This is a genomic window from Flavobacterium sp. (genome assembly GCF_036405015.1).
Taxonomy (GTDB): Bacteria; Bacteroidota; Bacteroidia; order Flavobacteriales; family Flavobacteriaceae; genus Flavobacterium.
On record NZ_DASWYK010000110.1, the window covers coordinates 1 to 3,847 of the forward strand.

Here is a 3,847-nt window from a genome sequence, read left to right on the forward strand (position 1 = left end):
AAAATCATACAGCGAATTTACACGAGGTTTAAATATTTAGTTTTTCAAAAACAAAATTATCGTTTATCGAAAAGAATGAGGTTTTGTTAATCGTATAAATTAAAGCACTGGTACAAAATAAAAGTTCTATAATGAATGACAGGTACTTTTTAAAATATTCTATTTTACATAATATAAATTATAGGTCAAAATAGATCTAACTCAAAAATAGAGTTATTCATATATTTTATTCAAAATGATTTCATTAGGAACTAAATCTGCGCCACCACGTTTTGTAAATTGTAAAACTCCTTCACTTGTCATTAATACAGCACTTGATGATAATCCGTTTTTATCTTTAAGTTTGATTTGCGCTTTATCGCCATGTGGATAAACATGTCCAGAAACATCCAAAACTCCAGAATTTAATTCTTTTTTAGTTTCGCTTGTGATTTCTGCAGTTCCAACAATTGCATAATTAGATTGTGCTATGGTAATCGTAAAAATATATTCCTTTTTACAATCTTTGCAATTCTCGTTGCTCCAGGTTCCTGAGAAACTATTTTGTGAAAATGATTTTAGAGAGATCAAAAATGCTATAAAAAGAAATTTTTTCATCGTAAACGGTTTTATTAAAAATTTGAACCAAATATAAACCAAAAAAGCATCACAATATTGCGATGCTTTTTTTATGGTGAACAAAAATTATAATTTTTTCAAGAAAACTGACTTTCCGTTTAATGAAACATCAATTTGATTTGTTTTTTCATTAAAAGTCGTTCTTAAAGCGTTTCCGTTAAATATGGTAACATCGCCATACACGTGACCAGCTTCAGTTGATACATAATCAAATACCACTTTTTTGTTGCCAGGCTCGATTCCTAATTTATAACTTGAGAATTTTGTTCCTCTTAAATCGAAATCCTGTTGTGTGTCAATGATATTTCCATCGGCGTAAAAATTGGTAACAGATTTACTTAATGTGATGTCTGGATAATATTGGTTTACTTTTTTTAAGAGTTCGTATTGTGCAACACTGGCCTCTTCTTGTTTAGATGTAATAGTTTGAGCGAATGAAATTGATGAGAATAAAACGGCTAATAGTAAAAGGTACTTTTTCATAATTTTTCTAATTTAAAGATTAATAAATAGTTACGCCAAGTAACGCTGGCAAATACTTTAATTTATTGTTATAAACTTCATTAAGTTATACTACAAGGTATGAAATCTTTACCTTTGCAAAAAATTAAAAGCCGTTTTTTAAGAAAATGACAACAAAAAAATATATTAAACTGATCCTTATTTTGGGATCTTTAACCGCCCTTGGTCCTTTTTCAATTGATATGTATCTGCCTGGTTTCTCAGGAATTGCAAAAGATTTAAATACAACTGTAGCAAAAGTTTCTATGAGTTTATCCAGTTATTTCATCGGAATTTCTGCTGGACAATTGCTTTATGGACCTTTATTAGATCGTTTTGGTCGTAAAAAACCTTTATTTATTGGTTTGCTTGTTTACATTTTAGCATCTTTAGGATGTATTTATGTTGCTGATATTGATAGTTTTATATTACTTCGTTTTGTTCAGGCAATTGGAAGTTGTGCCGCAACTGTAGCTTCTGTAGCTATGGTTCGTGATTTATTTCCGGTGAAAGATATACCTAAAGTATTTTCGCTTCTTATGCTTGTTGTTGGGCTTTCGCCAATGCTGGCGCCTACAATTGGTGGTTATGTAACAGAAGATTTAGGTTGGCATGCTGTATTTTTTATCTTAATGTGTATGGGAATCGTAATTTTGGCTGCTTCGCAAATTGGACTTCCAGATACTTATAAACCAGACGCTTCAATTTCATTAAAACCAAAACCGATTATAACGAACTTTATTTCAGTGTTAAAAGAGCCTCAATTTTACACTTATGCTTTTACGGGAGCAATCGCATTTTCGGGATTGTTTTCTTATGTCGCGGCATCTCCTATTGTTTTTATGGATATTTACCACGTTGATGCTAAAACTTATGGTTGGATTTTTGCCTTGATGTCAGTAAGTTTTATTGGTTCAAGTCAATTGAATTCAATGTTGTTGAAGAGATTTTCTAGTGAACAAATGATTTTTGGAGCTTTGATTTCTCAATCCATCATTAGTATTATCTTTTTAGTTTTAGCTTTAAATGATCTTTTAGGATTGTATCAAACTATCGGAATGTTGTTTTTGTTTTTAGCTTGTTTAGGAATTTCAAACCCAAATACTGCTGGTCTTACTCTTGCGCCATTTGCTAAAAATACTGGAAGTGCATCTGCTTTAATGGGCGCAATCCAATTAGGATTAGGCGCTTTGGCTTCGTTTGCAGTTGGTGTTTTTGTTAAAGATTCTGTTGGTCCGATGGTTGCCATTATGACAACTACAACAATTACTGCATTCGTGATTTTAAATATTGGAAAACGATTTATAAAAAATAAAGTGACGATCTCGAATTCTGATGATATTATGATTGGGCACTAAAATTTAATAGAAATTCCAATTTTTTAAAATTCCAAATTCCAAGAAATTAGTAAATAGAAAAAGCCAAAATCTAGTGATTTTGGCTTTTTTATTGGAATTTGGAATTTGCTCTTTAGCTTTGTATCTTTTTATCAGGTCTAATGATCATTCTAAGCGATTGATCTTTTGCAAAATATGCTACCATCCAGTTCCAGAATGTGTTTAATCTGTTTCTGTATGTAATTAATGAAATTAAGTGGATAAATAGCCAAATAATCCAGGCAAAGAATCCTTTAAAATGCCATTTTGGACTTGGTAAATCAACAACGGCTTTTGCTCTTCCGATGATTGCCATCGAACCTTTGTCTTTGTAAGCAAAAGGTTTAAGAGGTTTGTTCTCAGCCATTGCTTTAAAGTTCTTAGCTAGATTTAATCCTTGTTGAATGGCAACCTGAGCAACTTGTGGATGTCCATCTGGGAATTTTGCATCACCAGAAGTTATGGCAGTATCTCCAATAGCATAAATATTATCAACGGCATTTACCTTGTTATAAGCATCTGTTGCCATACGTCTGCCTCGTCCGTAACTTTCTTTTGGAATTCCTTCAAATATTTTAGCAGAAACTCCGGCAGCCCAAATTAAGTTTTTGGTTTTGATTGTTTCTCCGTTTTCAAAAACTACTGTGTCATCAACGTAATCAACAACTTTGGTGTTTAATTTTACTACAACACCTAATTTGGTTAAAGCTTCTAATGTATCTTTTTGAGAATCTTTGCTCATTGGAGCTAATAAAGCATCGCCTCCGTCAACCAAATAAACATTACTTGCTGATGTATCTAATTCCGGATATTCTTTTAAAAGAATGCTTTTTCGCATTTCTGCAAACATTCCAGAAACCTCCACTCCTGTTGGCCCCCCTCCTGCTACAACAATTGTAAGTAATTTACGTCTTTTACGCATGTCTTTACAAATGGCAGCTTTTTCAAGGTTTTTAAGCAATGTATTACGCATTACGATGGCATCATTTAAGGTTTTCATCGGAATAGCATTTTTCATTACGTTTTCCATGCCAAAATAACTCGTTTCTGCTCCAGTTGCAAAAACAAGGTGGTCATACTCTAAATCTCCGTTACTCAAAGTAATTTTCTTTTCTGCAGGAGAAACAGATAATAACTCGCCTAGTCTAAATTGCAGATTTTTCTTTCCTGCAAAAAACTTTCTAAATGGATAACTAATGCTCGATGGCTCTAAAAAAGCCGTAGCAACTTGATATATAAGTGGTGGGAAAAAGTTATAATTATTTTTGTCTACAAGTGTTACTTGTATTTGAGGCTGATTTACAAGCTCTTTTGCTAGATTTAGTCCCGCAAATCCGCCTCCAATAATGACT

General features: G+C 32.5%; 4 protein-coding genes. 1 reads left to right on the top strand and 3 read right to left on the bottom strand.

Annotated elements, in window-relative coordinates; genetic code table 11:
* Nucleotides 1-213 precede the first annotated feature (213 nt).
* On the bottom strand, nt 214-597 hold the full coding sequence (locus VGE71_RS08500; protein ID WP_331137936.1) for a hypothetical protein: 384 nt from the start codon (nt 595-597) through the stop codon (nt 214-216).
* Between the two features lie 87 nt (nt 598-684).
* Nucleotides 685-1,101, bottom strand: coding sequence for a hypothetical protein (locus tag VGE71_RS08505; protein WP_331137937.1), 417 nt, complete (start codon nt 1,099-1,101; stop codon nt 685-687).
* Between the two features lie 146 nt (nt 1,102-1,247).
* Between VGE71_RS08505 and VGE71_RS08510 the strand changes: the two genes are divergently transcribed.
* Nucleotides 1,248-2,477, top strand: a complete 1,230-nt coding sequence (locus tag VGE71_RS08510; protein WP_331137938.1) for a multidrug effflux MFS transporter — start codon at nt 1,248-1,250, stop codon at nt 2,475-2,477.
* A gap of 112 nt (nt 2,478-2,589) precedes the next feature.
* Here the strand turns inward: VGE71_RS08510 and VGE71_RS08515 are convergent.
* On the bottom strand, nt 2,590-3,847 hold a 1,258-nt coding region (locus VGE71_RS08515), incomplete at its 5' end, for an NAD(P)/FAD-dependent oxidoreductase (protein WP_331137939.1).

Bases quoted from the DNA above. Each gene is read 5' to 3' on its own strand.
- VGE71_RS08500 (WP_331137936.1), bottom strand. From the start codon at position 597: ATGAAAAAATTTCTTTTTATAGCATTTTTGATCTCTCTAAAATCATTT.
- VGE71_RS08505 (WP_331137937.1), bottom strand. From the start codon at position 1,101: ATGAAAAAGTACCTTTTACTATTAGCCGTTTTATTCTCATCAATTTCA.
- VGE71_RS08510 (WP_331137938.1), top strand. From the start codon at position 1,248: ATGACAACAAAAAAATATATTAAACTGATCCTTATTTTGGGATCTTTA.